The organism is Paenibacillus massiliensis subsp. panacisoli DSM 21345 (genome assembly GCF_000426545.1).
Taxonomy (GTDB): Bacteria; Bacillota; Bacilli; order Paenibacillales; family Paenibacillaceae; genus Paenibacillus; species Paenibacillus panacisoli.
In genome coordinates this window covers 1-25,578 of sequence record NZ_AUFO01000034.1, presented here as the reverse complement: position 1 = coordinate 25,578, position 25,578 = coordinate 1, and the positions used below count along the sequence as shown (strand labels likewise).

Annotated in this window: 23 protein-coding genes and 1 other RNA gene; 20 read left to right on the top strand and 4 right to left on the bottom strand. The window is 48.9% G+C overall.

Annotation, left to right across the window (positions count from 1 at the left end):
- The first annotated feature begins 141 nt into the window (after positions 1 to 141).
- Complete coding sequence (locus tag K331_RS30085) at positions 142 to 492, top strand: MBL fold metallo-hydrolase (protein ID WP_226383655.1); 351 nt, start codon at positions 142 to 144, stop codon at positions 490 to 492.
- 254 nt (positions 493 to 746) lie between these two features.
- Here the strand turns inward: K331_RS30085 and K331_RS0120790 are convergent, their stop codons facing one another.
- Positions 747 to 1,646 carry a LysR substrate-binding domain-containing protein gene (locus K331_RS0120790; protein WP_028591779.1) on the bottom strand — a complete coding sequence of 300 codons (900 nt, stop codon included), beginning with the start codon at positions 1,644 to 1,646 and terminating at the stop codon, positions 747 to 749.
- Positions 1,647 to 1,829: 183 nt separating this feature from the next.
- Between K331_RS0120790 and K331_RS0120785 the strand changes: the two genes are divergently transcribed.
- Genes K331_RS0120785 through K331_RS0120770 form a run of 4 tightly spaced genes read left to right on the top strand, consistent with a single transcriptional unit; the run spans position 1,830 to position 6,938 of the window.
- Positions 1,830 to 2,813, top strand: coding sequence for an ABC transporter ATP-binding protein (locus tag K331_RS0120785; RefSeq protein WP_028591778.1), 984 nt, complete (start codon positions 1,830 to 1,832; stop codon positions 2,811 to 2,813).
- Positions 2,814 to 2,831: 18 nt separating this feature from the next.
- Complete coding sequence (locus tag K331_RS0120780) at positions 2,832 to 3,890, top strand: ABC transporter substrate-binding protein (protein WP_028591777.1); 1,059 nt, start codon at positions 2,832 to 2,834, stop codon at positions 3,888 to 3,890.
- Between the two features lie 13 nt (positions 3,891 to 3,903).
- Positions 3,904 to 5,571 carry an ABC transporter permease gene (locus tag K331_RS0120775; protein ID WP_028591776.1) on the top strand — a complete coding sequence of 556 codons (1,668 nt, stop codon included), beginning with the start codon at positions 3,904 to 3,906 and terminating at the stop codon, positions 5,569 to 5,571.
- Positions 5,568 to 6,938 carry an MBL fold metallo-hydrolase gene (locus K331_RS0120770; protein ID WP_028591775.1) on the top strand — a complete coding sequence of 457 codons (1,371 nt, stop codon included), beginning with the start codon at positions 5,568 to 5,570 and terminating at the stop codon, positions 6,936 to 6,938. Before K331_RS0120775 ends, K331_RS0120770 begins: the two co-directional genes overlap by 4 nt.
- Positions 6,939 to 7,166: 228 nt before the next feature.
- Here K331_RS0120770 and K331_RS0120765 read toward each other — a convergent pair whose 3' ends face one another.
- Together K331_RS0120765 and K331_RS0120760 are read right to left on the bottom strand one after the other, a co-directional pair.
- A complete protein-coding gene (locus K331_RS0120765; protein ID WP_028591774.1) occupies positions 7,167 to 7,775 on the bottom strand; it encodes a DUF1349 domain-containing protein in 609 nt (202 codons plus the stop codon).
- Positions 7,776 to 8,083: 308 nt separating this feature from the next.
- Complete coding sequence (locus K331_RS0120760; protein ID WP_028591773.1) at positions 8,084 to 9,241, bottom strand: S8 family peptidase; 1,158 nt, start codon at positions 9,239 to 9,241, stop codon at positions 8,084 to 8,086.
- Between the two features lie 342 nt (positions 9,242 to 9,583).
- Between K331_RS0120760 and rpoE the strand changes: the two genes are divergently transcribed.
- Together rpoE and K331_RS0120750 are read left to right on the top strand one after the other, a co-directional pair.
- A complete protein-coding gene (gene rpoE / locus K331_RS0120755; protein ID WP_028591772.1) occupies positions 9,584 to 10,123 on the top strand; it encodes a DNA-directed RNA polymerase subunit delta in 540 nt (179 codons plus the stop codon).
- 494 nt (positions 10,124 to 10,617) lie between these two features.
- Positions 10,618 to 12,219 carry a CTP synthase gene (locus tag K331_RS0120750; protein WP_018888089.1) on the top strand — a complete coding sequence of 534 codons (1,602 nt, stop codon included), beginning with the start codon at positions 10,618 to 10,620 and terminating at the stop codon, positions 12,217 to 12,219.
- A 209-nt stretch (positions 12,220 to 12,428) separates the two neighbouring features.
- On the opposite strand, the gene K331_RS0120745 is transcribed toward K331_RS0120750, so the two are convergent.
- Positions 12,429 to 12,809, bottom strand: coding sequence for a hypothetical protein (locus K331_RS0120745; RefSeq protein WP_028591771.1), 381 nt, complete (start codon positions 12,807 to 12,809; stop codon positions 12,429 to 12,431).
- A 312-nt stretch (positions 12,810 to 13,121) separates the two neighbouring features.
- Here K331_RS0120745 and K331_RS0120740 point away from each other — a divergent pair, with 312 nt between their 5' ends.
- The 13 genes from K331_RS0120740 to K331_RS0120680 all read left to right on the top strand — a co-directional run bounded on the left by K331_RS0120740 (position 13,122) and on the right by K331_RS0120680 (position 25,230).
- Entirely contained in the window at positions 13,122 to 13,502 is a 381-nt protein-coding gene (locus tag K331_RS0120740) for a response regulator (protein ID WP_018888087.1), read from the top strand.
- A gap of 562 nt (positions 13,503 to 14,064) precedes the next feature.
- Entirely contained in the window at positions 14,065 to 14,919 is an 855-nt protein-coding gene (gene fba, locus K331_RS0120735) for a class II fructose-1,6-bisphosphate aldolase (RefSeq protein ID WP_018888086.1), read from the top strand.
- 216 nt (positions 14,920 to 15,135) lie between these two features.
- Positions 15,136 to 16,389, top strand: coding sequence for a UDP-N-acetylglucosamine 1-carboxyvinyltransferase (locus tag K331_RS0120730; protein WP_018888085.1), 1,254 nt, complete (start codon positions 15,136 to 15,138; stop codon positions 16,387 to 16,389).
- Between the two features lie 261 nt (positions 16,390 to 16,650).
- Positions 16,651 to 17,991: a transcription termination factor Rho gene (rho, locus tag K331_RS0120725; RefSeq protein ID WP_018888084.1), complete on the top strand. Its 1,341-nt coding sequence runs from the start codon at positions 16,651 to 16,653 to the stop codon at positions 17,989 to 17,991.
- Between the two features lie 139 nt (positions 17,992 to 18,130).
- Positions 18,131 to 19,408 carry a radical SAM protein gene (locus tag K331_RS0120720; protein ID WP_028591770.1) on the top strand — a complete coding sequence of 426 codons (1,278 nt, stop codon included), beginning with the start codon at positions 18,131 to 18,133 and terminating at the stop codon, positions 19,406 to 19,408.
- Between the two features lie 724 nt (positions 19,409 to 20,132).
- Entirely contained in the window at positions 20,133 to 20,330 is a 198-nt protein-coding gene (gene rpmE / locus K331_RS0120710; protein WP_018888081.1) for a 50S ribosomal protein L31, read from the top strand.
- A 163-nt stretch (positions 20,331 to 20,493) separates the two neighbouring features.
- An RNA gene (ffs, locus tag K331_RS31665) (signal recognition particle sRNA large type) lies at positions 20,494 to 20,759 on the top strand.
- Between the two features lie 189 nt (positions 20,760 to 20,948).
- Positions 20,949 to 22,682, top strand: a complete 1,734-nt coding sequence (gene dnaX / locus K331_RS0120705) for a DNA polymerase III subunit gamma/tau (RefSeq protein WP_028591768.1) — start codon at positions 20,949 to 20,951, stop codon at positions 22,680 to 22,682.
- A 46-nt stretch (positions 22,683 to 22,728) separates the two neighbouring features.
- The gene (locus K331_RS0120700) at positions 22,729 to 23,040 is read left to right on the top strand and encodes a YbaB/EbfC family nucleoid-associated protein (RefSeq protein WP_018888079.1); all 312 of its coding nucleotides are present in this window, start codon (positions 22,729 to 22,731) and stop codon (positions 23,038 to 23,040) included.
- 33 nt (positions 23,041 to 23,073) lie between these two features.
- Entirely contained in the window at positions 23,074 to 23,673 is a 600-nt protein-coding gene (recR, locus tag K331_RS0120695; RefSeq protein ID WP_018888078.1) for a recombination mediator RecR, read from the top strand.
- Positions 23,674 to 23,814: 141 nt separating this feature from the next.
- Positions 23,815 to 24,315, top strand: a complete 501-nt coding sequence (locus K331_RS0120690; RefSeq protein WP_028591767.1) for a GNAT family N-acetyltransferase — start codon at positions 23,815 to 23,817, stop codon at positions 24,313 to 24,315.
- A gap of 332 nt (positions 24,316 to 24,647) precedes the next feature.
- Positions 24,648 to 24,962 carry a DUF2508 family protein gene (locus K331_RS30080; RefSeq protein WP_226383654.1) on the top strand — a complete coding sequence of 105 codons (315 nt, stop codon included), beginning with the start codon at positions 24,648 to 24,650 and terminating at the stop codon, positions 24,960 to 24,962.
- A 1-nt stretch (position 24,963) separates the two neighbouring features.
- Positions 24,964 to 25,230, top strand: coding sequence for a pro-sigmaK processing inhibitor BofA family protein (locus K331_RS0120680; RefSeq protein WP_028591766.1), 267 nt, complete (start codon positions 24,964 to 24,966; stop codon positions 25,228 to 25,230).
- Positions 25,231 to 25,578 lie beyond the last annotated feature (348 nt).

Sequence of the window (25,578 nt, the reverse complement as noted above, 5' to 3'; positions counted from 1 at the left end):
ATTGTAATGCGAAGTGTGCTGAGACTGAAAGAAAGGGCCATCCTAAGGGGTGGCCTATTTCCTTTATAAGGTGCAGTAGCCGCTGTTTCAGCCCATTTTGGTGCTCTCTGCCAGGATTCTTTGGACCGTGAGTTCGTGAAGATGCTCCCTAATCTCGTACATTCACTGCCGACGATCACTTTTGATCAACAGATGACCATACATGGCAGCAAGCGTAGCATTCAGCTCCTTACCTTTGGCGGTGGTCACACGCAAAGCGATGCAATCGTGTACATCCCGGAGGACAAAATTGTCGTAATGGGAGACCTGGTACTATCACAGCATCACCCGGTTCTAATGTATGCCAATCCTCAGGAATGGCTGAATATTTTGGGGCAGGTCGAACAGCTGGATGTCGAAACTATCGTACCGGGACATGGCGAGGTATGCTCTTTGCAAGAGCTTGACGAAGTGAAGGGATACATAACGCGTATCACTGAAATAGTGACGTAAGCCATTCAACGTCAGGAAAGCATTGATGAGATTCATGTACCGCAAGAATATCATGACTGGTACTTTACTACATATTTCAAGTCAAATTTGAGTAAAATTCATGCCATGATTACGGAATCTGAGGGTGCACGATAAGTATTCGTTTAAATATTTATAAATTTCTGAAAAATGGGGATGTTCACATAGGTGACAGCCCCATTTTTCGTATGAGCTGAAGCCTTCCTGTCTGAATCTTTACTTGGGCCCAACAGAGATTAGACAGGCTGGTACGCGAGTGCGATATACCCGGCTAGATGTTGAATGAGTGCCGAACGGTGCCGATCGGAGTTGCTGACGAGGTAGATGTACCGTTCGTAAGGGTTGTCAGGAATCGGCTGAGCGATAAGTTGCCCCCTATCGACTTCGGCCTCCACAGCGATACGGGATACGAAGGATACGTGCTCTCCCAGCATGACTGTCTGTTTAATGGCCTCCAGAGAATCCATCTCGAGTCTGGACGTAAGGGATCTTCCTGCATTGTCTAGCCATTTGTCCGTTAGCTGTCGTGTGTTGGAATCCCTGCCGTGGAGTATGAAGGAGGCCGAGGCCAAGATATCCGCGGTAAGCTCCTGCGTGCTCGCCAGTGGATGTGTCGGTGCACAGATTAAGACAAGCTCATCCTTACAGATCTGTTCAGCCGTTAGGGAGCTCATAGTGAATGGCTCGGTGGAGACGAGACCAAGATCGAACTCACGGCGATGCAGCTTCTCTTGGATGACTGGAGCAGTCTTGACGGACAACGAAATTTGAATACCAGGATACTCCTGGGAGAACCGATGCAGAATGGCTGGCAAAATATACGTCGCCGATACGTAGCTTGCTCCTATGGAGATATGACCACGCTGCAGGGTGTCGAATTCACGGACCACCCGCTGCGCTTCGTTCGCGAGCGCGTTAATTTTGACCGAATAATGCAGTAAGGCACGTCCCGCATCCGTCAGCAGGATTCGGCCCATGCGTGCATCGAAGAGCTTAACCCCCATCTCCTTCTCCAGATTTTTCATATGAAAGGTCACCGTTGGTTGCTTTAATCCTAGCAAATCGGCGACTGCGGTGATTTTCTGATGCTTGTCCAGCAATTCCACGATATGTAGCTTTAGTAGATTCAGGTGCAATTCACTCTCTCCTTTCAAGCTGGTATCCAGCTGAAGATCCCTCTATATAGATTAAATCTATGAATGTTAATAGAATTCATTGAAATTATTAATTTTGCGCTTACCTTCCGCTGACACTGCTCTTAAATTGAAGAATTACACTGTAAACAGTCATGACAGATAAGAAATAGCAGGGAGTAAGCAATGGATCTGAATATACAAGGAGTTAGCAAGACATTCGGTGAGACCACTGCATTGCATCAGACGGATCTCATCGTACGTCATCGTCGATTCACTACGTTACTTGGTCCTTCCGGCTGTGGCAAAACAACGCTGCTGCGGATGATAGCTGGTCTGGAACGACCTGACACGGGACGGATATCCCTTGGCGACCAGACTCTGTTCTCAGCTGCGGAGCGCAAGGATGTGCCTGTGCACAAGCGTCAGTTCGGCATGGTGTTCCAGGATTTTGCCCTCTGGCCGCATATGACGGTGTATGACAATGTAGCCTATGGACTTATGGCAGGCAAACGTCACAAAGATGTGCGTAGCACGGTGATGGAGGCATTGGCATCAGTACGGCTTCAGGGTATGGAGCAACGCTATCCTCACGAGCTCTCGGGTGGCCAGCAGCAGCGGGTAGCATTTGCCCGGGCAGTGGCGATCCGTCCAAGACTGGTGTTGTTCGATGAGCCGTTAAGCGCGCTTGACGCTGTATTGCGTGAGGAGATGCGGGTGGAAATGATGTCATTGGTACATGATCTCGGACTGACGGCGCTCTATGTCACGCATGATCAGATGGAGGCCATGTCCATGTCGAATGAGATTGTGGTGATGAACAGCGGGCAGATTCTGCAATCAGGAGCCCCGGAGGACATTTACAATCGTCCTTCGAATGCGCTGGTAGCTCGGTTCATTGGCAAATCCAACTGGTTGATCGAGGACGAGATCATGTTCCGGCCAGAGCACATTTTATGGGAGTCAGATCACCAGTCTTCTGCTAAGCAGTTAGAGCGTTATCGTGTGAACATACGACATGTCAGTTATTTAGGAGACCGATACGAGATTGGACTCACAACAGATACAGGACAGCACTGGATGGCTTACCATCACACAAGACTATCTGTTGGCGAGCAGCGTGATGTCTTTGTATCCAAAGAACATATTCACTATATGAAGCAATCATGAATTAGGGGAGATGGAGAAATGAAGAGCAAGATGAAATGGACACGTGGGCATGTGCTGAGCAGTCTGGCCTTGATAATTGGGTTGGCGGTGACAGGCTGTGGAGCGGCGGGCCCTGCGGCGACGACGGGGACATCTGGAGCTGAAGCAGGTGCAGCACCAGCATCAGCAGAGAAGAAGCTCGTCGTGTACAGTGCCGGACCAGAGGGGCTGGCCAAAAATCTGATTGCAGGCTATGAGCAGGCAAGTGGTGTTAAGGTGGAGATGTTCCAAGGTACGACTGGCAAGATTCTGGCCAGAATGGAAGCAGAGAAATCCAATCCGGTCGCAGATGTCGTCATTCTGGCATCTTTGCCATCCGCACAAGGTCTCAAGGCTGACGGCTTGACCATGGCTTATCCAGAAGCTGCGAACGCAGACAAGCTGAACCCGGACTGGTCTGATGCTGAGGGTCATTACTTCAGCACCAGCGCATCTGCACTTGGCATTGCGTACAACACGAATGAGGTCAAGACACCACCGACATCTTGGGCAGATCTCAGCAAGCCCGAGTTCAAGGATCAGGTGAACATTCCTGATCCATCGCTGTCAGGCTCTGCATTGGACTTCATGACGGGCTATCTGAGCGTGAAGGGCGAGGAAGGCTGGACGTTGTTCGAAGACTACAAGGCTAACGGAGTTGCGCTCGCTGGAGCGAACCAGGAGGCGCTTGATCCGGTTATTACTGGTGCAAAGGGCGTAGTGGCGTCCGCGGTGGATTATATGACCTATAAGGCCAAGGATAAGGGCGAGCCAATCGACATCATTTACCCGAAAGAAGGCACTGTCATCAGCCCACGACCAGCGATGATTATGAAATCCAGCGAGCACGTGGATGAAGCCAAGGCATTCATTGACTACCTGCTCTCGGATGAAGCACAGAAGCTGGTGGGAGATGCTTATCTGCTACCAGGGCGTACGGATATTCACGCTGAGAATCGTGCCAATCTCGATGAGATTCCGGTGCTTGCCGTGGACTGGAACTGGATGTCTGAGCACGGTGCTGATGTAACTGACCGCTTCCTGAAGCTATTCAAGTAATACGGGAGTATACATGACAAGTCGTTATATACGGGCGTGCAGCATAGCATTGGCGCTGCTCGTCCTTACTTTTCTAATTATTGTTCCGCTGGGTATGATCTTCGTTCAGAGCGTGTATCCCGAGGGGGAGCTGGATATATCGTCTCCATTCCGCATTATGCTGGAATCGGAGCTGTCTGGTGTGTTGCTGGACTCGATTTGGCTAGGTGTATGCGTAATTGCGGGAACGACGGTGCTGGCGCTGCCCTTGGCATGGATGATGTCGAGTACCAGCTTGGGCAGGTACCGCTTCCTGGATGTTATTTTCCTCATTCCGTTCATGACGCCACCTTATATTGGGTCCATGGGCTGGATTCTGTTCATGCAAAAAAATGGTTATCTGGAGCAGCTCGTACCATCTGCCTCGGGTATCACTCCTGCCTTCTTCAGCTTTGGGGGCATGGTGATGATCATGAGTCTGCACTTGTTCCCCTTCCTGTATTTGCTCCTGAGAGGGGCGCTGATTCAGATCGGGGGAAGTCTTGATGAGGCAGGAGCCGTTCATGGTGGGGGCTTCCTGTACCGCTTCCGCAGAATCATTGTCCCCCTGCTGCTGTCTGCCTTCGGCATGGGCGCGATGCTGATCTTCGTGAAGACCATCGCAGAGTTCGGCACCCCTGCTACCTTCGGAAGAAGGATCGGGTATGAGGTGATGACGTCAGAGATTCACAAGTACATCTCTAGTTGGCCTATTCATTTTGGCAAAGCAACGTCGCTGGCTTCCGTCCTGCTGGCTGTATGCTTGGTCGTATGGTACATGCAATCCCTTATCAGCCGTAAATACTCCTATCGACTGGTAGGTGGTAAGGGAGCGAGAGGTACCTCATATCGTCTAAAAGGCTGGACACTGTGGCTCTGTTACCTGTATGTATTGCTGCTGCTGTTGTTCTCTATAGGCGTACCTTACTTCTCCATTATTGCGGCATCTACAATGAAGCTGAGAGGCGTGGGATTGGCCTGGGATAACTTTACGCTGGATTATTATGTGCAATTGCTGACATGGGGTTCTGAGAGCATGAATGCTCTGGTTAGCAGCACGCTGTTGTCGCTCGCCGCATCTACGGTAGCCGTCATCTTGGGTACCTGGTTCGCTCTCATTATTGGGCGCTCTGCGACGAGAGTTGCACGGGTGACGGATTTGTTCAGTCTACTGCCTAACACGGTCCCTGGCATTGTCATTGTCGTGGGTCTAATTCTACTGTGGAATTCACCATGGATGCCGATCCGACTGTACAACACATATGGAATGGTAATATTGACGTATGTAGTGCTGTTCGTTCCTTATACAGTTCAATACGTCAAGGCAGGCCTGAATCAGCTTGATCCTTCTCTATTTCAGGCAGGCGCGGTATTTGGAGGGGCACCCTTCTATATTTTCCGCCGGATTATGTTGCCTCTGATATTACCGGGGATGCTGGCAGGCTGGATGATGACGTTCACCATTGCCTCACGTGAGCTGGTAGCTTCATTGCTGATCCTGCCGCCTTCTGTTCAGACTTCTGCCACTTATATCTTCGCGCAGTTCGAGCAGGGACAGGTATCCCTTGGTATGGCGATGGCTGTCGTCACAGTGGGCCTTACTACAGCGATATTGATATTAATCGAGAATGTAAGCTCGACAAGAAAGTGGAATGCACGATGATTAGTGTGACAATCTGGGGGGGAGCAGGGGAGCATGGACGTTCCTGCTACCTGATCACAGGCGAAAGACATAAAATCCTGCTGGATTGCGGTGTGAAGAAGGTTGGCACAGGCGAATATCCGTTGCTGTCCAATGAACGGGTGCCTGAGCTGACCGCAGTATTCCTGTCCCACGCCCATGAAGACCACTCCATGGCATTGCCCTTGCTTTACAAGCTGGGCTATCGAGGGGAAGTATGGACGACGCGCGCGACAGCAGAACAGCTTGCCTCCTATTTCCGTTCATGGTCTACCTTCGTTCATGCAAGACAAGGCGAGCTCCCCTACGAGGAGGAGCATATTCAAGCGATCACTTATCGTTACATTGAAGAGACTGTATCTGCAGGACAATGGCATGAGCACACTGAAGGATTATCGTTCAGATGGGGGCGCACTGGTCATTTGGCTGGATCCGTATGGTACGACGTGATCATGGAGGGCCGGCGAGTTTTCTTCTCGGGAGATTACAATGCTGAGTCTGAACTCATTGCAGCAGATCGACCAGAGGTTCAGGTAGCTGAGGAAGCTTTGCTATCTGGTCAGCAGAATGAGGGCGGTTGTCCCGATATTTCGATCGTCGATGCAGCGTATGGTATGGATGTGGAGACGCAGGAGGACAAGCAAATTCAATTGCGTGCGGAACTAGTGGCGACCTTTCAGAATGGGGGGCATGTGTTAATGCCTGTTCCGGCCTTTGGAAGGGGACAGGATCTGCTAGTGTGGGTCGGAGAGCAATTCCCTGACATCCCTCTGATCGTTGAGAACAAGGTCTGGAATGGCTTGAGGCAGTTGCTACAGTGGAAGGATTGGCTGCGTCCAGAGGCCGAAGCCAGAATTGCGGCGGCAATGGATAGGAAGTTACTGCATATCCCGTCCAGTGATGCTGAGAGAGTACAATTGCTCGCCGCAGGTCCAGCTGTCATTTTCACGGCGGATGGCACAATGGAGTCAGTGAGCTCTCAATGGTATTACCAGCAGTTAGCCACGGAGTCCGCGCATACAGTGCTGCTAACGGGTCATACCTACAAGGATACATTCGGCAATAGGTTGCTGAAGGGGGAGCTAGTCTCCGGGTGTGCTGTGAAACGAATCACATACAAGGTGCATCAAGGACTGGAGGATGTCCGTGTCATGCTTCGCAGCATGACAGCGCGCCAGACGCTGCTGGTGCATGCTCCTTGGGAGGAGACCAACCTTGTACGCGATGAATTGGAGGGCTCCGGGTTCAGCGGCATATACTCTTTAAAGCCAGGGATGACTTTAGGCTGCACCGAAGTACTGAGTGTCCCTATAGGGTCTACAGTGTCTGAGTCAGGTCCAGCAAGGTAGCAGGGCAGATCGCAGATTGGGGCTTAATGGCGACCACACAACACAGCGGGAGATCAGCCTTGGTGAGATAAAGTAGTCAAATGGCTAGTTTCAGGTCAACAAAGGTCTTAAGGGGCAGCCCAAGCCGAATAAACGGTCAGGCGCCCCTTTGTTGTGCTTCATCGTCGAAAAAACCAGCCCATGCCTATTTCATATTTCGTAGCCTTATTGGCCGCCTAATCAATAGGGTTAGGACACTACCTCACGAATGTCGCCGTCTACACCATGCTGTAGCTCCAGTGACTCGAAGATAACCTGGCAGCCTTGGCCAATAGGAGATTGGGCAACAATGCCAATCTGAATGTCCTTCGGACAATCCAAGCCGAAATAGCGAACGAGCTTCCAGCGCAGTCCATCCTTCGAGTAATGAAAGGCGAAGCTGTTGCCAGCTCTTGCAATACTTAAATAAGGTGCAGGGACACCAGTAGGTGCCGATACACAATCATCGGATGTGCGACGGGTCACGACACTGAGAATGGAGGGCTCCTCCTCGAAGAATTCAAAGCATACCTTCGCCCAATAATCCTCCTTCGCCATGATCATTAAGCAGCCAGAGTCATATTGCTCCTTCATATCGACACGGACCTGTGTGGTCAGCCGGAAGTCCCCGCTTACGTTGGTATAGAGAAAAGGCGCTGAATTCTTGGGTGCGGAACCGCCTGGGTCAAGGAAGAAATCACCGCCAGCAGGAGCCTCGATGACAAGCCTGCCATCCTGAAATCCCCAGTCTTGAGGCTCATTAATCCATTTCAGATTTGGAGATAGCGCTTTCTCAAAACAGCCTTCAAACAGGTTCATTAGACTCGCTCCTTACCATCAATCATCATTATTCGAGGTGGAGATCGGGATGAATTGATAAAATATGACTGTTCGAGTGTGCATGCTCATCCCATCTACTTACCTAAGATTCTATATTCGGCTGCGAGCTGCTGAATTCCTGTTAAAGGTCTGAGAACTCTTGAAATACCGTTAATCAGCCAGTGAGATTCACATAAGACTATGAGGTTCATCACCAGCCTGTGAGTTCGCACGAGGAACAGTGGGGCAGCCACTTCTCGTTCTGCCCCGCTCGTTATCTTGTTTCCGGTAGAAGTGTAGCGACAGGCTTATTTCAAGCCTTCCTGAAGCAGACGATAGGCATCGATCTCTCCAAGTTTGCTGGTCCGACGCGTAGCCCCCTTGGGAGAGCGAATGGGAGAAGATGTCTTGCGTAGCAGCGCCTTGATCTCGGACGGAGACAGGTCAGGCTTCTGGGCGAGCAACAAGGCAATGGCGCCGCTGACATGAGAGGTGGCCATAGACGTTCCACTCATCTCATGGTGTCGACCCTTGATCCAGGAGGATACGATTTTGTCTCCAGGGGCATATACGTCTACGTAAGGACCACGATTGCTGAAGCTGGCGACTCTTTTGAATCTGTCTGTAGCACCTACAGCGATGGTCTGTGGGTAACGTGCCGGATAATCAATGCTGCTGCGTTTGCCATCATTTCCAGAGGAGGCGACGATGGTAATCCTGCTTTGATGGGCTCGGTTCACGACATCCAGCAGCGCCTTGCTACGGGTCTTCATGCCGAAGCTCATATTAATGATATGAACCTGGTTGCGTACACACCAGTCAATGCCAAGGACAATATCTGATACATAAGCGGAGCCATTATGGTCAAAAGCCTTCACAGGATAGATGATGGTATGTGGGGCGACGCCCATCAAGCCGGATTGGCTGTTGATGCTAGCAATGGTACCGGCAATATGAGTTCCATGACCGTTATCGTCGTAGGGCCATAAAGCACGGTTCAACAAATTAACCCCTCGTGCGAGTGCGTGCTGAAGATCCGGGTGCTGAAAATCCACACCGGTATCAATAATGCCGATCCGGACACGGGAGCCTGTTGAGATTGGCCAAATGCGGGGGGCACGAATTTGCTTGATCCCCCAAGGAATGTCACCCTCTGGCTCAATACGGATCTGCGGGGTACTACTCTTATGAATTCGAACACTGGAGTCACGTTCAATCATCAGTCTGTCCTGAAAACGCTCCAGACGTTCGCGGCAGGCGGCAGGGGCAATCAGGGCACGAATGGAGTGAGCAGCCTGAATACGACGAAGGCCAGAGAATCCGGATTTCATCTTCTGTAGGTGCGACAGACATTCCCGATATTGTCCAGGCCTGTTGAAGCGGATGATGTGCTTGTGACGTCCGCCATGGGCGGCGGAGTTCTGGATAGCTTCATGTAGCTGCTGCAAAAAAAACGAGTAATCCATACTCTGCGCTCCCCTCAGATGAGCTGTGCTGAGGTATTGTATGAAGGACATGGGGGAACGGCATGAGGAACTTGCCCCTTTTTTTACAGAATAGGCCTGCGCTCGTGTCAAATGTGTTGAACAGACATAGGATACATAGAGGGCTTAGGCCCTTAATGCACCAACTTTGAGGGCGCGTCCTTCAAAGCGGATACAGTCGAGAGGCGGGGGGAACTTCCTTCCGTCCTTTTTCCTTGATTGGACTTGGCCTTACATACTTGCATTTTGTGCCTAAATAGGTTTTACTTATGTGTGATAATGGATAGTGACTTGTGAATTATGCGTGAGAGGAAGTGTCCTTTAGTGAGTACGCCACTCAACTTGAAGATTGACCCTGAGAAGGTCCATGAAATTCCTATGGTGGATCTGGCGTTTATGGTGCTCAAAGCAGCCAATACGCCTTATTACTACCGTGACTTGATGAATGAGGTCGCCAAATTGCGCGGCTTGACCGAAGATGAGATTAATGATGTTATCGCTCAGCTATATACGGAAATCAACATCGATGGGCGGTTCGCTTGTGTCGGCACGAATCTGTGGGGACTGAAGCGCTGGTATCCTGTAGACAAATCCGAAGACGCCCTTACAGGCGCCAAGCGTCCACGTATCATCAATGATGAAGACGATGAGGACGATGATTATCAGGACGAGGAAGAGGAAAGCTACGACGCGGACGACGACTTCAACAGTGATGATTCCGATGATGTGGATGATGATCTGTTCGATGGCGAAGACGACGACGATGATGCGGATGAAGAAGTTATCCTTGATGATGAAGATCTTGAGGAAGAAGAAGAGGAAGACGAAGAGTCCGAAGAAGAAGGCGAGCCGGACGATCGTTAATTCGACTTGGAGAAGGGCGAGATCTCTGCTTGATAGCAGGGGTGTCTGCCCTTTTTTTCCTGTTGTAACGCCTTGGAGGTAGTCGTTTGAAGAGGCGGCAAACTTTTGTAAAATCTAGTCCCAACTTTCCTTGACACGGCAATACACACAAGGTAAACTATTGCTTGGGCTTATGATTAGTATGTATATTAAATCATTCCGAGTGATAAAAAGTGCCCCGTACAGCGGGAGTGCTTTTTTTGTTTTTATAATGTCAGAAGTATAAGTTACGGAGCATCAGCTTCCTGATATTGCAAGGAAAACAACGATATATGTTTTTCTTATAGGGTGCTTGCACCTGTGGTAACCAGGGCGAGGCGGCAGGGTTGAAAGATCATTCTGCTGCCTTCTTTCATGGATGATGATCCGTGCTGGATGGATGACGATCTGGCGGGTTACGCTAACATCATAATGTCGCCTGAATTTTTGGACTATATTTAGGAGGGTATTAAACAGTGGCAAAGTATATTTTCGTGACGGGCGGGGTTGTATCATCTCTTGGTAAAGGTATTACTGCGGCTTCGCTAGGAAGACTTCTCAAGAACAGGGGATTGAAGGTTACGATCCAGAAGTTCGATCCCTATTTGAATGTCGATCCCGGGACTATGAGTCCTTATCAGCATGGTGAAGTATTCGTTACGGATGATGGCGCAGAGACGGATCTGGATTTAGGCCACTATGAGCGTTTTATCGACATTAACTTGTCCAAGAATAGCAATGTAACCACTGGTAAAGTCTATTCCAGTGTCATCAGCAAGGAGCGTCGTGGTGAGTATCTGGGCGGTACAGTTCAGGTTATTCCTCATATCACGAACGAGATCAAGGAGCGTGTGTTCCGTGCTGGTCGTGAAGCAGGTTCCGATGTAGTCATCACTGAGATCGGTGGTACAGTGGGCGACATCGAGAGTCTTCCGTTCCTGGAAGCGATCCGTCAGATCAAGAGTGAGGTTGGACGTGAGAATGTGATGTACATTCATGTAACCCTCATTCCATACATCAAGGCTGCCGGTGAAGTGAAGACTAAGCCGACTCAGCATAGCGTAAAAGAACTGCGTAGCATCGGTATTCAACCGAACGTGATCGTGTGCCGCACCGAGCATGAGCTGTCGGCCGACATGAAGGCCAAGATTGCCCTGTTCTGTGATATTGACGCGAATGCTGTAGTGGAATGCCGCGATGCTTCTACTTTGTACGAAGTACCGCTTAATCTCCGTGAAGAAGGCCTCGACGAGATTGTCGTGAACCACCTCAAGCTGACCACGCCACCACCAGATATGAAGGATTGGGAGAGCTTGGTTGAACGGATTAGCAAGCTGGAGAAGACGGTTGAGATCGCGATTGTAGGTAAATATGTAGCTCTGCATGATGCGTACCTGAGTATCGTGGAATCTCTCTCGCATGCAGGCTTTGATGCCAATGCAGATGTGAAGATTCGTTGGGTCAATGCAGAGGAGATTACAGACGAGAATGTACAAGGACTTCTGGGCGGAGTTGCTGGTATTCTGGTACCTGGTGGCTTCGGTGATCGTGGTATCGAAGGTAAGATTAGCGCCATTCGCTATGCCCGTGTGAACCAGATTCCATTCTTCGGCATCTGTCTGGGTATGCAGGTATCCGTCATCGAGATTGCTCGTGCACTCGCAGGATTGGAAGGAGCGAACAGCTCGGAGATTAACCCTTCGACTGAATATCCGGTTATTGATCTGCTGCCTGAGCAGAAGGACATTGAGGATCTGGGTGGCACTATGCGTCTGGGATTGTATCCTTGTAAACTGGCAGAAGGCTCTCTGGCTATGGCCTGCTATGACGATGAGCTGGTGTACGAGAGACACCGTCACCGGTATGAGTTCAACAATGAGTATCGTGAAGTGATCGAGAAGACAGGTCTGAAGATCAGTGGTACTTCACCAGATGGACGCCTGGTAGAGATCGTCGAATATCCAGATCACCCTTGGTTCCTGGCTGTTCAGTTCCATCCGGAGTTCACCTCCCGTCCGAACCGTCCGCAGCCGCTGTTCCGTGAATTTGTCAAAGCAGCCCTGCAATTGCAAAACTAAGCTCGATCGATTACGACGTTGTGCCGTAGGTGCATGTCTGGATCATCGGTATAAAATAAAAAATGATCTGCAGCAGTCCGGTTGGTTATAGCAGCTGGTATTGCTACCTAAATAGCGCGTGTCGGTGGAGCTCACCGATGTGCGCTATTTGTGTTCTGGAGTACATATTATCATAATGCAGCAGGTGTATCCCTAAGCACAGGCTCTAACTAGAATTCCCCTTTCCAAACAGGGCGCAGATTGGTGTAGCCCATATCCCGCAGTATGTCCCATGCATTTTCAATAAGGTGTGGTTGCCCCTTACACCAGAGCTCTGGCCGCTCCTTCTTCAGATAATCAACGATCTCGGCTATATGTCGAGGCTTGCCTAGATGAATGATCGCCTGTTCATTGTTTTTCTGTGCAGTGACGTCGTAAAAGCACCAGGAGGTGAAGGGGTCCTCGTCTGGTGGATCGGCTTCAAAGACGAGCGTCATTTTTATATTTTTGTCTGCCTTGGGTGAGATATGTAGGACAAAGCGTGGTCCACCCGAATGCCAGTACACAAATGCGTGATCATCGACGGTAATATTTCTTAACGTGCTCTTCATTGTGTGTCCTCCCCTTGCATTAATACACTGAACTTTACTTAACTACTCTGCTAAAAATACTAATTTGGGATGCCTCGACCGTCCACTGTTGGCACATCAATTCGTTGCCCTTTCATATGCATAGTGTATCTTATTTTAGGTGGCTTCTACAGTTTGGAGACACGATATTTTCCACAATTTTGTATCTGTGCAGGATTTCCCCGTACAATCTAGAATATCTTTGTATCAAACCTTATCTGATGCAATGGCATACTGCGCAACTTGAAGGGAAAGGCATCTGTTGTTGTTTTCATGACCTTGGGAGGTAAGAATGTGGAAAAGAAGAAAGTGTTGATTGTCGATGACCAGAACGGTATCCGTATTCTACTCATGGAAGTGTTCAGCAGTGAGGGATACGAGACATTCCAGGCTCCTAACGGCAAGATCGCTCTGGAGATTGTCGAGCAGGAGGTTCCTGATCTTGTGTTGCTGGACATGAAGATCCCGGGAATGGATGGACTGGAGATTCTCAAGCACATCAAAGCTATGAAGCCAGCCGTGAAGGTTATTATGATGACAGCTTATGGAGAATTAGACATGATCAAGGAAGCGACAGAGCTGGGTGCTCTGATGCATTTTACCAAGCCGTTCGATATTGATGAGATGAGAGTTGCCGTTAATGGACATTTGCAGCATAGTGGAATTAACCGTTAAAGCTGATTGTTGAGTCCTGCGCCCAGCAGGATTTCTTTGTCGTGTGCATAGGCTAAGCCGCTGAGGGTCCAACTAGGAAGACGGCATATCATTGACGGCTTCTAACAACTGGAGTAATTCCTTCAAGCCCTAGTATAGGCCTTTCAGAATACAGATTGGCAGTTAGAGCTGAGCGTCGATGAGGTGCCTCTGGACAGGGTATAAAAGCAAGCCTTTTGTCCGAGGCTACTGATATAATATTCAAAGCTGGATTATTTATTTTCTGTGCTGGTGTGAGGAATTGTATAAATCGACAGGTAGCCCTTCAATCCTCAACATATAGATCGAAGTGATTCTATTCGTCTATACGTTGTGTTGATCAGGGCACTTCCTCCTGTCAATATTGCGAACCCCATAAATGTTGGGAATGAATTATGAAAAATACTTATGAAACAACGTGCAATATTCCCTTCAATGATTGTAAATGCTTGTTTAGTATTTGACATGGGATGTGGTATAATAACCCCGTATTGTAAGTCGGCTAAACAAATACAGACAAACGATAATCCTAGGAGGATGAACCATGCCATTAGTATCGATGACAGACATGTTGAACAAAGCGTTGAAAGGAAAATACGCAGTAGGTCAATACAACATTAATAACTTGGAGTGGACCCATGCAATCCTTGAAGCAGCTCAAGAAGAGAAATCCCCAGTAATTCTGGGTGTATCCGAAGGTGCAGCTCGTTACATGGGCGGATTCAATACCGTTGTAAAAATGGTTGAGGGTCTGATGGCTGACCTGAAAGTAACTGTTCCTGTAGCTATTCACTTGGACCACGGTTCTTCCGTTGAGAAATGTAAAGAAGCAATCGATGCTGGTTTCACTTCCGTAATGATCGATGATTCCCACAGCCCGATTGATACTAATATCGCGACGACGAAGCAAGTCGTTGAATATGCACATGCCAAAGGCGTATCCGTTGAAGCAGAAGTTGGTATGGTAGGCGGTCAGGAAGACGATGTTGTTGGCGACGTAATGTATGCGAAGCTGGACGATTGCGTACGTATCGTTAACGAGACAGGCATCGATACACTGGCTCCAGCTCTTGGCTCCGTTCACGGTCCTTACAAAGGCGAGCCTAACCTGGGCTTCAAAGAAATGGAAGAGATCTGTAACGCAGTAAGTCTTCCACTCGTACTTCACGGCGGAACTGGTATCCCAACTCATGACATCAAGAAAGCAATCTCTCTGGGAACTTCCAAAATCAACGTGAACACTGAGAACCAAATCTCCTTCTCCAAAGTTGTGCGCGAAGTATTGGCTGAGAAGCCTGAAGCTTACGATCCTCGTGTATTCCTGAAACCAGGCCGTGAAGCTATCAAACAAACAGTTATCGGCAAAATCCGCGAATTTGGATCCAACAACCAAGCTTAATCTAGCTTAGGCAACACATTGAATGGCGAGTCTAATTGGACAAGTCTGCATGAATGTAAGCCTTAGCGGCTAAATGTAGCCAAATTTGAATAGAATGATATGGAGAGCACACCGCTTAGCCGGTGTCTTTCCATTTTCACCACTTTCACAGTGCAAGCACCTCAGCATCATGTCTGCATCACCAGTTGCAAGTCACGTAGGAGGAACTTCTGGATTATGGAAAAATTGATGATCACCGGCGGACGTAAACTTCAGGGTATGGTATCCATCAGCGGAGCTAAGAATAGTGCGATCGCTTTGATTCCTGCCGCGATATTGGCGGAGTCGGAAGTAGTATTAGACAATCTGCCGCTCCTCAGTGATGTGGCGGTGTACGCAGAAATATTGGAGGAGCTCGGGGCCTCTGTAGCTTGGGAAGGCAGTCAGATGCGAATTGATCCTTCGGATATCAAGTCAATTCCTATGCCGAATGGTCCGGTGAAGAAGCTGCGTGCTTCTTATTATATGATGGGAGCTATGCTTGGACGCTTTAAGGAGGCTGTAATTGGCCTGCCTGGTGGCTGTAACTTTGAACCTAGACCGATAGATCAGCATATTAAAGGATTTGAGGCACTTGGTGCAACCGTGAAGAATGAGCATGGGGCGATTCACCTTTATGCGAAGGAATTACGAGGGGCCAAGATTTATCTGGATGTGAGCAGTGTAGGTGCTACCATTAATATTATGCTGGCGGCAGCAAGAGCCAAAGGCGCGACAACTATTGAAAATGCGGCCAAAGAGCCTGAAATTATAGACGTGGCAACACTATTGAACTCCATGGGAGCCAGCATTAAAGGAGCAGGAACCGAGACCATTCGGATTGAGGGTGTATCGGAGCTGCATGGCTGCCGACACTCTATTATTCCTGACCGGATACAGGCTGGAACCTACATGATTGCAGCCGCCGCCACCCGTGGCAATGTATTGATCGACAACGTAATCCCCAAGCACATGGAAGCTCTGACGGCCAAGATGCAGGAGATGGGTGTGGGTATTGAGGAGTATGATGAGAGCATTCGCGTCATTGGTGCTCCAGAATATGCTCATGTTGATGTGAAGGCTTTGATCTATCCAGGCTTTGCTACGGACCTTCAATCCCCAATGACCAGTCTGCTGACGCAGAGTCGCGGAGTCAGTGTATTGAGTGATTTTGTATATAGTAATCGCTTCAAGCATGTCCCGGAATTAGTTCGTATGGGAGCGAAGATTCGCGTGGAAGGTCGATCAGCAATCATTGAAGGCAGCCCGCTGAATGCAGCTAAGGTCAAGGCCTCTGATCTGCGAGCCGGTGCGGCACTTGTCATTGCTGGCCTAACTGTCGAAGAGGGTATAACCGAGGTTACGGGTGTAGAATACATCGACCGCGGCTATGATCATTTGGTATCGAATCTGCGTATGCTGGGTGCAGATGTGTGGCGTCAAACGGAGTAGTAGGGTTGCGTTGACACATCTAACATCGAGTGTTATATTATCCGATATATTCCATAGGCGATCTTGCCTGGAAATATCGCTAAGCTAACGCAAACAAGGTGATAGATATAGAGGCTGCGGATACATTTGATATCTGTATAGCCTCTGTAATATTATAAATTCTTAAAGAGGTGCATAACCGCTCTATAATTGGGTAATTATAGTTTAATGGGGTTTTTGTGCCTGTCTGATGGACTTATTAATTGAATAGGTGGTTATTATATGGATCTGCAAATTTCCAATTTGGAAGAAATGAAGCTGACCGATTTGTATAAACTGGCGAAACAGCACCAGATACCTTACTACGGTCAGATGAAGAAGAAGGAGCTCATCTTCGCGATTCTGCGGGCGCAGGCCGAACAAAGCGGACTGATGTTCATGCAGGGAGTTCTGGAGATTCTTCCTGAAGGATACGGCTTCTTGAGGCCGATTAATTACCTCCCGAGTGCTGAGGATATTTACATCTCTGCATCACAGATTCGCAAGTTCGATCTTCGTACGGGCGATCTGGTATCAGGGAAATGTCGAGCACCTAAGGAAAACGAGCGTTACTTTGGATTGCTGCAAGTGAATGCAGTGAATGGTGAAAGCCCCGAACATGCTGCTGAACGGCTGCATTTTCCAGCACTGACTCCACTCTATCCACAGAAAAAGCTAGTCTTAGAAACATCCCCCAAAAATCTGTCTACTCGCATCATGGATATATTAGCTCCCGTCGGACTTGGACAGCGCGGACTGATTGTTGCACCCCCTAAAGCCGGTAAAACACTGCTTCTCAAGGAAATTGCCAACAGCATTTCTACCAACAACCCAGAAATTGAGTTATTTGTGCTGCTGATTGATGAGAGACCGGAAGAGGTTACGGACATGTCGCGCTCGGTAAAGGGTGAAGTTGTTGCGTCTACCTTTGATGAGCTGCCAGAAAATCATATTAAGGTTGCTGAACTGGTGTTGGAGCGTGCACTGCGTCTCGTAGAGGCCAAGAAGGATGTTGTAATCTTGCTGGATAGCATCACTAGACTTGCTCGTGCCTACAACTTGGTCATTCCTCCATCTGGTCGTACACTTAGTGGTGGTATTGATCCTGCTGCATTCCATCGTCCCAAACGGTTCTTCGGTTCTGCGCGTAATGTGGAGGAAGGCGGTAGTCTGACGATCCTGGCAACGGCTCTGATTGATACAGGGTCACGGATGGATGATATTATCTATGAGGAGTTCAAAGGAACGGGGAATATGGAGCTACATCTCGATCGCAAGCTGGCGGAACGGAGAATATTCCCGGCTATCGATATCCGTCGATCTGGTACGCGCCGTGAAGAGGTGCTGCTGAACAAGGAAGAATTGGATACGATCTGGGCAATTCGCAAGAATATGAATGACAGTCATGATTTTGTAGAAGGCTTCCTGCGGAAGCTGCGTAATAGTGAGAATAATGCCGAATTCCTGGCGTCTTTCGACACCAGTTCGCTTGGTAATAATACAAGCAACTCTGGCACAGGAACCAGTGGCCAGCGTAGAACGTCTCGTTCCACGACAGCTTCTGTACCAGCCTCCACGAACTAACAATTCTCTGACTCCCACCGACGACGTTGCCTTTCTGGCATGAGTGATTACGGGTTGTTGGTGTGGCGGTCTGATTCCCTCAGTGACGTATTACAATCAACTTGAATCTACACTGGAAGGAACGAAAGGAGTTCCATTTATGTATTTGGTATACGCCGATGCTAACGGGAATGTATATGACCATGCTTCCTTGCATGGACTTGCCCGCAGCGCGGATATGATTGTCGAGATTATGGAAGAGGAGCTAATCCCTCTACCAGCGGGAGCTACTCTGGTTAGCCTTCCAAGCACCCGACCAATAGGTATGGACCCGAGCACGGGTGAGATGGTTCCGTTGCCTGGCGATCTGCAAGCCGTAGGTGCCCTGCTACCGCAAGGTTTTACGCGGCTGTGTCTTCCGGGCTATGTGAAGACGGATAAGGATTATAAGTTGCCTTTATTCGGATATGCTGCGGTGGTGTGGAAGGATGGTAATTTCTATGTAACTGCTGAACAGAGCGATAACCCGGATCAGTGGAACCCCGATCACTGTGACCGTACTCAGGTGAAAAGGGGAGTAGAACGACTGGCCCAGCAATACCCGGACAATCGTCTATACGAGCATTTAACCAATTGTGCTCTCGGCTATGAATGCCTGACCTCGTCGAATACCTTCCTTGGTCGCTGGGAGGGTGGAGTCCCCGTCTCCTATTCCTGTAATGCTGGCTGCTTCGGATGTATATCGGAGCAACCGGAGGATAGCGGCTTCGTCTCTCCGCAGACCCGGATGAATTTCCGTCCCCGTGTGGAGGAGATTGTAGAGGTGATGCTGGAGCATCTGAAGACACCGGAATCGATTATCAGCTTCGGGCAAGGCTGTGAGGGAGAGCCATCCACTCAAGCCAAGCTCATTATCGAAGCGATTCGTGAGGTTCGATCCATCACAGATATGGGCTACATCAATATCAACACGAACGCAGGACTGAATGATCATATTCGTGGCATCGTCGATGCAGGACTTGATCTGATGCGTGTGAGTACGATCAGTGCGCTGGACGGACATTATAATGCGTATTACAAGCCACGTGGTTATACACTGGAGAATGTTGAGAAGTCCCTGGCCTACGCGGCCAAGCAAGGCGTCTACACCTCTATTAATTACTTGATCTTCCCGGGCGTAACCGATCGTGAGGAAGAGATTGAAGCAATGATTGAGTTCATTCGCAGAACAGACCTGAAGCTCATTCAGATGCGGAATCTGAATATTGATCCGGAGAGCTATCTGGAGCTGATTCCTCCGGCCCAAGGCGATGTGCTGGGAATGAAGCAGATGCTGGAGATCTACCGGGAAGAATTGCCGGATGTTGTAATTGGATCGTTCACACATGTACCCCCAGCAGGCAGTGCACGTCTCAAGAAATCCATTACCTTGCTCTAACATTCCTGAATGATGGAAGTATTCCTATCCAAAGGGCTATTGGGCTTGAAAAAGGTGGAATATGTCTATGTGGCTACAGCATGTTGTGCTGAGGTGGGATAAATATACTAGAGGTGCCCCTTACTCGTCACTCAGGAACAGGTATCAGCGTGCATTCAAGCTTCCAGCAACGGTTCTTGAATTCCATCGGGAATATGGTATGCCCTGTCATACGATCAGTATATGGCAAGATCAGGAGGGCTTTCGCCCAAAGGAAGGTCTCGCTATACTTAAGCATGGTGCTAAAGAGTGGAAGATCGGTTGTGTTGAGATAGTTCGTGAGGACGGATTATTACACGTTGATTTTCGCTATGAAGCCTTCCTTGGTGCTCCTTACAGGTATGACTATTGGGGGGGGTTCTTCATGAGCGCGCGCTAAGTCTGAAGCCTGATGAATATGGGCGAATCCAGTATAATGGGCGAATTGCAACCCACGAGGATCCTTATTATGAGCTGAACATTATGAACATCTATAATGGGGAAAAGGTGGACAAGCATTGTTTTAGCAGCCACGATCCTGATCAAGAGTATAGACAAATTGAGCATTTATACTAAGATGTGTTTTGCGGCATTTTAAATACAATAAAATATTTGCATATTAACATGGGTGGTGCTATAATTCGTTCATGTGTCTACATTACTCTGGGTGGACTAAGAAACTCAGGGCGGAAAGAGGTGAAACTCAATGCAACAAGCAATCCAACCGAAATACTTCAAGACAACTGTAACTTGCGCTTGCGGTAACACGTTCGAAACCGGCTCCGTAAAAGAAGCACTGCGCGTAGAAATTTGCTCCGCTTGCCATCCTTTCTTCACAGGTAAGCAAAAATTTGTTGACGCTGGTGGCCGTGTTGATAAATTCAAGAAGAAATACGGTATCTAATCTGAATGTTGCCTGATGGCATCATTTAGTAGCCATTCCCCCTGTCTTTGGCAGGGGGATTTTTGTGCGCCTATCCTTGATAAATGGATAGGATAAATCATGGCATAATTGCCATACACCTGTTGGTTGCAATTTGTACATGCTTGAGATATACTTATTTTCACCGTGCTAGATGGGGAGGTAGCGGTGCCCTGTAACTCGCAATCCGCTATAGCGAGGTTGAATTCCTGTTAGAGGTATTGCTGATGTGAGGCTGGTCCCTGCGCTTGGCGTTGACGGCTGGGTCCTCCGCAATGAGCACTTGTGAACCTGGTCAGGTCCGGAAGGAAGCAGCCATAAGCAAGAGCGCTCTTGTGCCGGAGGGTAGCCTAGCCTGAGCTGATGTTCAGGATTGCCGCTCGGATCTCAATATCAATAACAGGTGCACGGCTTAATTTTATCCACCAGACTTTTTTTCTGTAGTATCAATATTCTCTGGATGGAAATTTAATTAGGTTATACAAATTAGCGATCGACATCTTGCGCAGCAGCGCGAGATGTTTTTTTGTGTTCAGGATTATAGTATAATGAGTAACACGATGAAGGTCACCATAGTGAACTGAAAGAGGGTAACGCGAATTGGAACACATAGCGTTATACCGTGCTTGGCGATCCCAGTCGTTCCAAGACATGGTAGGACAGCAGCATATTATCCAGACCCTGCAGAATGCTATTCGCGACGGGAGGACCTCTCACGCCTATCTGTTCAGTGGGCCGCGGGGCACAGGAAAGACCAGTGCAGCCAAGATTTTGGCCAAGGCAGTCAACTGTGAGCGTGGGCCGTCTGTAGAGCCTTGTAATGAATGCGAGACCTGTGTTCGAATTACGGCGGGGGCGGTCATGGATGTGCAGGAGATTGATGCTGCATCCAACCGCGGTGTAGAGGAGATTCGTGATCTGCGGGATAAGGTGAAATATGCACCGACCGAGGTAAGACGCAAAGTCTATATTATTGATGAAGTACACATGCTGACGACGGAAGCGTTCAATGCATTGCTCAAGACGCTGGAAGAGCCTCCGACGCATGTAATGTTTATATTAGCTACAACAGAGCCTCATCGCCTTCCAGCGACAATTATTTCTAGATGTCAGCGCTTTGACTTTCGGCGGGTGCCGTTTGAGGAGCAGTCTCAGCATCTGGCACGGATCTGTGAGCAAGAGAATATCTCTGCTGATCCAGACGCATTGCAGTATATCGCTCGTTTGTCTGATGGCGGGATGCGGGATGCGATCAGCTTGCTGGATCAGATTGCTTCATTCACAGATGGGACTATAACCTACCAGCAGGTGCTGGGTATGACGGGGGGAATCCCTGCTGAGCAATTCGGCAAGCTGGCACGTGCGCTTCACGCTGAAGATGTGGCTACTGTATTACAGATGATCGATGCCTTCATGCAAGAGGGTAAGAGCGCGGATAAGTGCATGGAGAATCTGCTCTACTATTTCCGCGATCTATTGATGGTCAAGATGGTGCCTGGTGCCGACCGTATGACGCAAAGGTTGCTGGAGCCTGAGCATTTCAGAGACGTAGCCGACCTGTTCACTAGTGAACAGCTGTTCCAGATTATTGACACACTCAATCACTATCAGAACGGGATGAAGTATGCTTCACAGCCGCAGACACTCTTCGAGGTGGCTTTGCTCAAGTTGTGCAGCGTCCCTGCTTCGCCAAGTCAGGCGCCTGCGGCATCAGCCGAGGCGGCTGATCGTGGCGAGGTGACGGCATTGCGTAAGCAGCTGGCAGACCTGGAACGTAAGCTGGAAGGTGCCCTGCAAGCGGGCCTATCGGCTGGCAAGGGACAGGAACAAAGCTCTTCAGGGCGTGGGCCATCCAAGCCTCCAGCAACACGGGTGTCGTCACCTGCGAAGCTCCCTTCCCAGCTTAGTGAATTCGTTGCACAGAAGGGAAGCTCTGAATTCTCCGAGGCTACTCGAAAATGGAGTCAGATTTTACAGCGGGTCAAGGAAGAGAAGGTCACGGTCCATGCGTGGTTCATGGATGGCGAGCCAGTATCGGTGTATGATGATAGTGTACTGGTAGCCTTCAAGAACAACATTCACCGTGAGACCACGGAGAAGGCAGCTAATCGTCAGGTTATTGAGCGAGTGCTTCAAGAGCAGCTGGGCAGACCTATGCGTCTGGTGACGATGATGCTGCGGGATTGGTCCTCCGCGATTGAAGGCTCAGCCACCAAGCAGGAGGAAGAATTCCGACTGGAGCCAGAGGATGCTGGTTCGGGAAAGTCGAAGGAGCCCTGGATTGATGAGGCCATGGAGTTATTTGGCAAGGATCTGATCGTCATTAAAGACTAGGGCTGGTAATAGTCTATCTAGTAAACCAATTAAGGAGATGAATAACATGAACAATATGAACCAGATGATGAAGCAAGTGAAGAAGATGCAGGAGCAGATGCTGAAGGCACAGGAAGAGCTTGGAGGCAAGACTGTAGAAGGGACATCCGGTGGTGGTGTAGTAACTGTCGAGGTGAATGGTCACAAGAAGGTTCTCTCCATTGCGATCAAGCCAGAGGCTGTTGACCCGGATGATGTTGAAATGCTGCAGGATCTGGTCCTGACTGCTGTCAACGATGCGCTTACGAAGGCGGATGAGCTGGCTAACAATGATATGGGTAAATTCACAGGCGGCATGAAGATCCCGGGCCTGTTCTAATCTAATCTTTATATACGAAGGAGCAACAGACCATTGTACTATCCGGAACCGATAGCCAAGCTGATTGATGCTTTTACACGCCTGCCGGGCATTGGTCCCAAGACGGCTGCGCGTCTTGCCTTTCATGTGCTGAACATGAAGGAAGATGATGTGATTGATTTTGCCAAAGCCCTGGTCAGTGTGAAGCGCAATCTCCATTATTGCTCGGTCTGCTGCAACATCACTGATACCGATCCCTGCCGAATTTGCCAGGATAAGACTCGAGATGCCTCGGTTATTTGTGTAGTCCAGGATTCCAAGGATCTGGTAGCGATGGAGCGTACCAAGGAGTTCAACGGGTATTATCATGTGCTGCAGGGGGCCATCTCTCCTATGGAGGGTGTGGGACCGGAGGATATTCGCCTGAAGGAGCTGCTGACTCGTCTGAGTGATGAGCGAGTGGAGGAGTTAATTCTCGCTACGAATCCGAACATTGAGGGAGAAGCGACGGCTATGTATATTTCTAAGCTGGTCAGACCTTTCGAAATGACGGTTACCCGGATTGCCCATGGATTGCCTGTGGGCGGAGATCTTGAATATGCAGATGAAGTTACGTTGTCCAAGGCATTGGAAGGTCGACGTCAGTTGAACTGAGCGAAATATAATTGTCATCCAACTTTATAGCCAAGCCCAGTATTTGGGCAAGCCTAAAAGCCGCTATTGCGGCTTTTTTGTCATAGGATGGCATTATTTGAAGTGGAAAGGAATCAGGATTATCATAGGGGCGGTGATTGTATGTACGAGCGTATTCACATCATGGAATATGAAGGCTGTGATCAGTCACAGGTGTCGGAGCTTATATTACATATCCAGCAGGAGGAATATCGGATTTCCATCACGAGAGAGGATCAGCCGGATCTGTTGGCTATTGAACAGTATTATCAACGAGGCAACGGGAACTTCTGGGTAGCTAAGGAGCGAGACCGAATCATAGGTACGATAGCTCTATTAGATATCGGACAACAGCAGAGTGCTTTACGGAAAATGTTCGTACACCATGAGTACAGAGGGACAGAGTGGAAGGTAGCCTATCGCTTGCTACAGGAGGCTATTCGTTGGGCTGGGAGCAGGCAGGTAAGCGATATTTTTCTGGGAACAACGCCGCAGTTTGTAGCTGCTCATCGCTTTTATGAGAAGAACAGCTTTGTTGAGATCACAGCAGACCAACTACCAGATAACTTCCCGGTAATGCAGGTGGATAAAAAGTTCTATCACTATCATATTCAGCGTGCATAGTCTTTAGGGAACTAGAGAATTATCCTATGAACACGGCCATCTTACCGGTGATGATACGCGGTTTCCTATGTGGTGTTCGTTTTCTTAGATTAGGTCGATCTGGAGTAGAACTGTTGTAGAGTGGTTGTAGAGCTGTTGTAGAGCTGTTATAGATTTTCGCTATGGAATGCAGCAAACTTGTCATCTGGCTACAATGTATTTGTTGTCTTGTTCGGAGTAGCCCCCATCTTCCGTTCCGTAAGTAGAATGCGGTTCTAAGTTTGTCCCCTTTTCGATATGAATGAATAGAGGACAGTCGAAAGACTGTGATGCGAATGGTAGGGAGGCGCGCGATGATGACTATCTGGTATAGCAAGAAGCTGCGCAATCAGCTCCGCAAGGAACGAATCAGATCGGAGCTTCATGCAGAGATTATCGAGGGTGTCCGCCTTGCCCATGCGGACTGGCTTAGAGCACAAAGAATGTTTGAGGAAGCCGTGGGTAAGGATCAGGTGGACTATGCTATTTTTCTGCTGGAGGCAGCAGAGTTGAATTATCAGATTCAGCTAAAGCGAGCAAAGCAAGCGAATGTACATCGTCCTGATTATGACAATGATGGTGAAGAGAGCGGAGGGGCCGAGGGGGCCGCTACAGGGGAGGTGCTGTAGGGTGAGGAGTGTTCTGTGGATACTGCTGTCATTCTCTTCACTTATGCTTGTATATATTCTTATCAAGAAGAGCATGGGGTTCAGATGGTTGGGTGTATTCGTAACACATATGGCCCTTGCAGCAGTTGCAATCTATGTAGTGAACTACTCAGGTTGGATCACACATGCATACATTCCCATAAATCCAGTAACAATTGGGACTGTCGCCACTTTAGGTCTTCCGGGGGTTGGGTTGCTGCTGGGGATCAAGCTGGCTCTCTTTACTTGATTGCGGTCATGCGCACGGTGGGAGGAAGCATATTGCCATCATGTCCTCCACTCTGCGGGCTCTATATGGATATTCGAAATGAGATCTGCAGGCTTATGGGGGAATGATGTGGAGGGAGTAAGCTGTGGAACTATGCCAAAATTATAGGTCTAGACCATGTGTAGGGGCTTCTGGGGAGAAGCTCTTTTTTGTTGAAATATAGCGTGTGGAGAAAAAAAGAAAAAAGGTGTTGACCTATTTGTGAAGTGTATGCTATATTATAAAAGTCGCCGCTGAGATGCGGTGGTAACGCAAGAAAAGCAACAAATGAATGAAGTTGATCTTTGAAAACTGAACAACGAGTGAGCG